The organism is Slackia sp. (assembly GCF_977041755.1).
On sequence record NZ_CDRRGL010000105.1, the window covers coordinates 1 to 6152 of the forward strand.

Here is a 6152-nt window from a genome sequence, read left to right on the forward strand (position 1 = left end):
TGACTTCGTCGGTCATGTCCATGGAGTGGTACACGTTCTGGAGGTCTTCGAGCTCCTCGAGCTTGTCGACCAGACGCATAACCTTCGCGGCGTCCTTCGGGTCAACCTCGGTCGGGGTGGTCGGGATCATCGTGAGCTCAGCGCCCTTCACTTCGACGTCCTGAGCCTCAAGAGCGGCCTTGACAGCCATGAGGTCGTTCGGAGCGGTGTAGACGATCCACTCGTCACCGGCGTCTTCGTAATCGGATCCGCCAGCTTCGGCAACGGCGAGCATGAACTCGTCCTCGTCAACAGCGTTCTGCTTATCGGCAACCTTCTTCTCGGTGGAAGGAATGATCTTCTCGACCATGATCTGGCCCTTGCGCTCGAACTGGAAGCCGACGCAGCCGGGGGTGCCCAGCGAGCCGTTGGCATGACGGAACGCAGCTCCAACATCGGCAGCGGTGCGGTTGCGGTTGTCGGTCAGGGCCTCGCAGTAAATAGCGACGCCAGCCGGGCCGTAGCCTTCGTAGGTGAGCGTTTCGTAGTTGGCGGCATCTTTGCCGGTGCCGAACGCCTTATCGATAGCCGTCTTGATTTTGTCCTTAGGCAGCGAGTAGCCCTTGGCCTTTTCAATAGCAGCCGCCAAAGAGGCGTTGTTGTCGGGGTTGGGGTCGCCACCCTCTTTCGCCGCCACGGTAATGTTACGGGAAAGCTTGCTGAACAGGGCCGAACGCTTGGCGTCCTGGGCAGCTTTGCGGTGCTTCGTGGTTGCCCACTTAGAGTGACCTGACATGATCGCCTCTTTCTTGCTATCAAGAGGCGCGACGCGCCTCGGGGAAAATACCGACGCGATAGTTTAGCGCACTCCATGCACGCGCACAAGAAAACCGCAGGTATTTGCGACGAACCTGCATAAAAACGCCTTAGAGCACGATGGCCCACGCACACAAAGGTGGCATTTCGCACTCACCAAGGCAACGATTCGCGGCCCCGAAGCAACGATATGCGCCACCGGAGTGGTGGTTCGCGCCTGTTGGCGGCTTCTTTCCCCCTCCGAGCAAAATCGAGAACCGCCGCCTCCTCATAAAGAAAAAGCCTGCTAAACGCTACGAGCATTTAGCAGGTTTGCGAGAGGAAGACGCAGCCGAAAGCAATCGCGTCGAATCAGCCTGGGCGATCAGCAATTCCGCGGCAGAAAATGCCACTAGGGGGCCTCGCTGCGGCGTTTTCTTCCCTGGCTGTCAGAAAACGCGACTATGGGGCCTCTCGGGGCGCCTCGGAGTCACAGGAAAAGCTCGAAAAAGAGCGGCGAAGCGCGAAAAGCGACAGAAAAGCCCCCAATGGGGCCCCGAATGCCATACTGGGCCCATGCAGCGAGGCCCCCTATCGGCGTTTTCTGCCATCCTGCGAACAAAACCGCGCAACCGCCGCTTCCCACAAAGAAAAATCTGTTAAACGCTACGAGCATTTAGCAGGCTTCCGCTCCGACGCGTTGAACCCGTTACGTACCCAGCACGTTTATTGGGCTCGAAAGGAATCGCGAACACAGTCAGCCGTCGTTTGCAAATCCATCCTCGAACACCCCTCAAAACACCGCTCCGACATGGCATTACGGCTTTTTCATTAAACCGCAAAGCCCTTGCTGGACCACCCCTTTCCCCTGGACAATGGGCACATGGGGAGACCGGATGGTGGCCGTTCAGGGGGATCGGCCATGCACGCTTCCTGGCCTCCAAACAATAAGAAGGGGGAGAAATGTCCCGACTCGTTCACAGCGGAACAGACGGAACCGCGCTCTCGAAGGGGATCAATCGCCGCTCGTTTCTGAAGCTGAGCGGCTCAGTTGCCGCTGCCGCAGCAATTCCGCAGGTGCTCACCGCTTGCTCGCCGTCTGGCAAAGACGATTCCAAGAAATCCGAAAACGCCGTTGGCACCGCACAGCCCGAATACGACAAAATCGGCCGTTGCACATGCGCACCAAACTGCGTCGGCAGCTGCGGCATCAACGCGTTCGTCAAAGACGACACCATCATCAAGGTTGAGCCCGCCGATTTCCCCGACACCAGCTACAACCGCATTTGCCTGTGTGGCATCTCCAACGCCATGCAGCGCGTCTACTCGCCCGACAGGGTGAAGTACCCCATGAAGCGCGTCGAGGGCACCGAGCGCGGCGCCGGGGAGTGGGAGCGCATCAGCTGGGAAGAGGCCATCGACCTCATCCACGAAAAAATGACCACCAACATCGAGAAATACGGTTCCACGTCCAACTCCTGGATCACCATGGTCGGCAACTACGGCATTGTGCCGCAGTGTTTCTCGGCCATGATGGCGAACACCTACGACGGTACTCAGTGGACGAACTTTGGCATCATGGGTGACCTTGGCTGCAACATGGGCTGGATCCCGACCATGGGCATTCAGCAAGACGCTGCCGACTGGAAAGACATGCTCGGCTCGAAGTCGATCATCATGTTCGGCTGCAACTACGCCGAAACCAACAAGCAGGAAATGCACTTCGTCTTCGACGCCCAGGAAGCAGGCGCGAAGGTCATCGTCGTTGACCCACGCTGCTCGCGCACGGCCGCCAAAGCCGACTGGTGGATTCCCATTCGCCCCGGCACCGACGCCGCGCTCATGCTCGGCATGATGAAGTGGATCATCGACAACGACAAAATCGACAAGGACTACATCCGCTCCACCACCAACGGCGCGTTCTTGGTTGACAAGTCGACCAAGAAGCTCGTCATGAGCAACGGCAAATACCTCGTATGGGACGAAAAGGCGACCAAGGCCGTCGAAGTCGCCGCACTCGACGATTCCCTGAAGCCCATCTACCCCTCCGTCACCGTTTCCGGCGACGTTCCCAAGGAATGCGAAGTGCCCGAAACCGCAGCGATCACGGGCACCTATACCGTGAAAGTCGATGGCGCCGACGTCGAGGTTTCGCCCGCGTTCCAGTCCATCGTCGATTCCGTGCAGGATTACACGCCCGAATACGCGAGCTCGATTTGCGAAGTTCCCGCCGACGACATCGTGAAGCTGGCGAAGATCTACACGGAAGAGACGCCCTCGAAAATCCAAATCAGCCAGGGCACGAACCGTTACTGGAACGGACATTTGCCCACCCGCGCCGCCATTCAAATGGCCGCGATTACCGGCAACGTCGGCAAGCAGTACGCCAACGTGAACTGGGCGGGCGGCGGTCTTATGCGCATCCTGTTCTCGGTAACGGGCACCTCTCCCTACGAGGGCCACAAGGCGACCCCGCAGCCCGGCACGCAGTGGATGAGCCTCGTCGCGAAGCAGGAGCCCTACCCCGTCAAGCTCATCTGGTTCAACAACTACGGCTGGGGCACGCAAAGCCCCGAGGGCAATAAGCTCCTCCACGAGACGCTGCCTCAGCTCGACTTCGTCATCACGTCCGAGCAAATCATGAACTCCGGCGCCGAACTGAGCGACCTCGTTTTGCCGATTTCTTCTTACTACGAAGAGCCTTTCGAGGTCATTACCTCGTGGTCGAACTTCTATGTGCAGGCTCGCAAGCAGGTCATTTCCCAGATGTACGAATCGAAGACCGACTTCCAAATCGGCCAGATGCTTGCCGAGAAATTCGGCATCCTCGATAAAACCGACTGGAAATACGACATCGAGGAATGGCACCGCAAGTTCACCATCGAAGGCAACATCGCGCCCGAATTCAACACCATCGACTTCGACGAGCTGAAAGAGAAGCAGGTCGTTCGCGCCAACTTCCCCGACCCGTACATCCCGTTTACGAGCAAGCGCTTCATGACACCGTCGGGCAAACTCGAGATTTACACCGAGTCGCTCATCGAATTCGGCGAGGAAGTCGCCGTGCACTACGAGCCCATCGAGTCGAACCGCACCGAGAAGGCGGCAACCTACCCGCTCACCTTCATGAACGCCCGCACCGTGTTCACCACCCACGGCCAGCACGTAAACCTGCCGTGGATCCGTGAGGTCGTCTCTGAGCCGTGGATCGAGATTTCCGCGAAAGACGCCGGCGATCGCGGCATCGAGAGCGGAGATGTGGTGCGCATCTTCAACGACCGCGGCGAATATAAGGTGAAGGCCCTGGTCACGGAAGAAATCAAGCCTGGCTGCGTCAATCAGCGCCAGGGTTGGTGGCCGAAGGACTTCGTCGATAGCACCCACTATCGCGACCTGCTCCAAATGGATTTGAACCCCGCGCAAGACGCGATTTTCGAAACGAACTTCGCGCCCTATGACAACCTTGTTCAAATCGAGAAGGCTTAAGGAGGCCTCCGATGACCAAATATGCATTCGCCATTAACCTGCATCGCTGCATTGGATGCCGTACCTGCACCGTGAGCTGCAAGATGGAAAACCACGTCGCCGATGGCATCTGCCGCATTCCCGTGTACAACGACGCGGGCGAAACCGACGCCTCGCTCGACGCCCCTTCGGGAACCTACCCCAACGTCACGTTCCTTTGGCGCCCCACCCCATGCCAGCACTGCGACAACGCGCCCTGCGTTGAAGCGTGCCCGACAGGCGCCTCGTCGAAACGCGAGGACGGCGTTGTCGTGGTGGACAAGGAAGCGTGCATCGGCTGCGAGAAGTGCGCCGAAGCATGTCCCTACCACGCGCGCAGCCTCGACGTTGAGGCGCAAGTCATCGACAAGTGCGAGATGTGCATCCACCGCCTCTCGAACGGCGAAGAGAAAACCATGTGCCAGCTGTGCTGCCCCAACCGCGCAATCGTCGTGGGCGACCTGGACGACCCGAACTCTGAGATCTCGAAGATAGTCGCAGAGCACGAGTGCGAGCAGCTGCTCGCCGACCAGGGCACGGGTCCCAACGTCTACTACTGGCGCTCGGTCAACTAGCATCACCCACCGCGGGGAGCGGGCGGCCTCCCATCCCGCTCCCCGCGCGGCGGTGTGGCCCGAAAGGATAGCGCGCTCTTGGGCCGCGGGCCGCGATTGGCCTGGCGCCGCCGTTTTTCGATTCCATACAGAAAGGACCGCTATGTCGAACATGGAAGAACAAGCCCGAGAAGCTCGCGCGGAAGCGGCTCTCACAGCGCTTATCTCGCGGTGCCTTCTGCGCCCCTCTCTCGAATTCGCCGAAGAGGTGCAGCGTGGTGAAGTCGCCGACGCGTTCGGCGAAATGCTGCGCGACTGCCCCGACGGAAAAGTTGTCGCGGCGCTTGGCGAACTGCGCGCTTTCTGCGAAGAGGCCGCTGGCGCCGCCCCCAACGACGCGCGCCTCATGCTCGAAACCGATTTCAACCGGCTTTTCGTGGGCCCCGGCACATTGCTCGCCGTGCCTTACGAGTCGTTCTACAAAACAATGAAAGACGAAAACGGACGCGGCCACCTGCGCGGCCCTTCGGAGCAGCAAGTCGCGGCGTGCTATGCATTGAACGGCTTCAAAATGCCCGACCATTTCGTCGACTTCGCCGACAACATCGCCATTGAGCTGGAATTTCTCGGCGTCATGGCCGATAAAGAGGCCGACGCGTTCCTCGCAGGAAACGAGGAAGAGGCCGCGGCCATTCGCAATGCAGCCGAGGCGTTCCGTGAAAAACATCCCATGAGCTGGATCGGCGAGTTTGCACACGACGTTCGCTCGGGCGCCCGCAGGGCTTTCTACCCGGCAATCATTACCATCGCAGAGCAGACGATTCTGCGCAGCTAAAAGGCCCGGGGCTTCCCTGCGAAATTCGCACGGCCGAAAGCGTCGCGCAAAACGTTATACGCAATCACGAGAGATGGGCGGCGCCGATATGAGCGCCGCCTCGAATTTCGAGAGGGCATCGATCACGTCGTGAGCCTCGAAAAGTCGCGCGTTCGTGCATCCGGCATTGTCGACGAGCCGCACGATGCCCGTGTCGGCAAGGCGCCTGAACGCGTCGTTGACCGCACTGAACTGCTTGCCCGTCAGGCGGCATGCGGTTTCCACTGTGAGCAGGGGGTATCCCGGGAGCAGCTCAAGGATGCGCTGCGTCGCGGAGCCTTCGCTCACCTTCCCCAACTTTTCGCGCCACACCGCATTCAGCTTTCCGAAAATCGCAAGATAGTCATCTTTGACTTGCCATGCGGCAGAGATGCTTTCCGCGCAAAAATCGATCCAGTTATTGATCGCGAACGGCATCTCGTCGCTTCCAATGGCCTTCTTCTGCG

Annotated in this window: 4 protein-coding genes and 1 pseudogene; 3 read left to right on the forward strand and 2 right to left on the reverse strand. The window is 59.4% G+C overall.

Annotated elements, in window-relative coordinates:
* Positions 1–775: YebC/PmpR family DNA-binding transcriptional regulator (locus ACWI8T_RS07495; protein WP_449138488.1), on the reverse strand; the 775-nt coding region annotated here is incomplete at its 3' end.
* Positions 776–1737: 962 nt separating this feature from the next.
* Here ACWI8T_RS07495 and ACWI8T_RS07500 point away from each other — a divergent pair.
* The 3 genes from ACWI8T_RS07500 (at position 1738) to ACWI8T_RS07510 (ending at position 5667) form a co-directional block, all read left to right on the forward strand.
* Entirely contained in the window at positions 1738–4260 is a 2523-nt protein-coding gene (locus ACWI8T_RS07500) for a molybdopterin-dependent oxidoreductase (RefSeq protein WP_449138489.1), read from the forward strand.
* Between the two features lie 11 nt (positions 4261–4271).
* Positions 4272–4853 (forward strand): 4Fe-4S dicluster domain-containing protein, encoded by a 582-nt coding sequence (locus ACWI8T_RS07505; RefSeq protein ID WP_287538454.1) that lies wholly within the window; start codon positions 4272–4274, stop codon positions 4851–4853.
* Between the two features lie 142 nt (positions 4854–4995).
* Positions 4996–5667: a TorD/DmsD family molecular chaperone gene (locus ACWI8T_RS07510; protein ID WP_449138490.1), complete on the forward strand. Its 672-nt coding sequence runs from the start codon at positions 4996–4998 to the stop codon at positions 5665–5667.
* A 54-nt stretch (positions 5668–5721) separates the two neighbouring features.
* Here the strand turns inward: ACWI8T_RS07510 and ACWI8T_RS07515 are convergent.
* Positions 5722–6152: pseudogene (locus tag ACWI8T_RS07515) on the reverse strand (hypothetical protein); the annotation flags it as partial.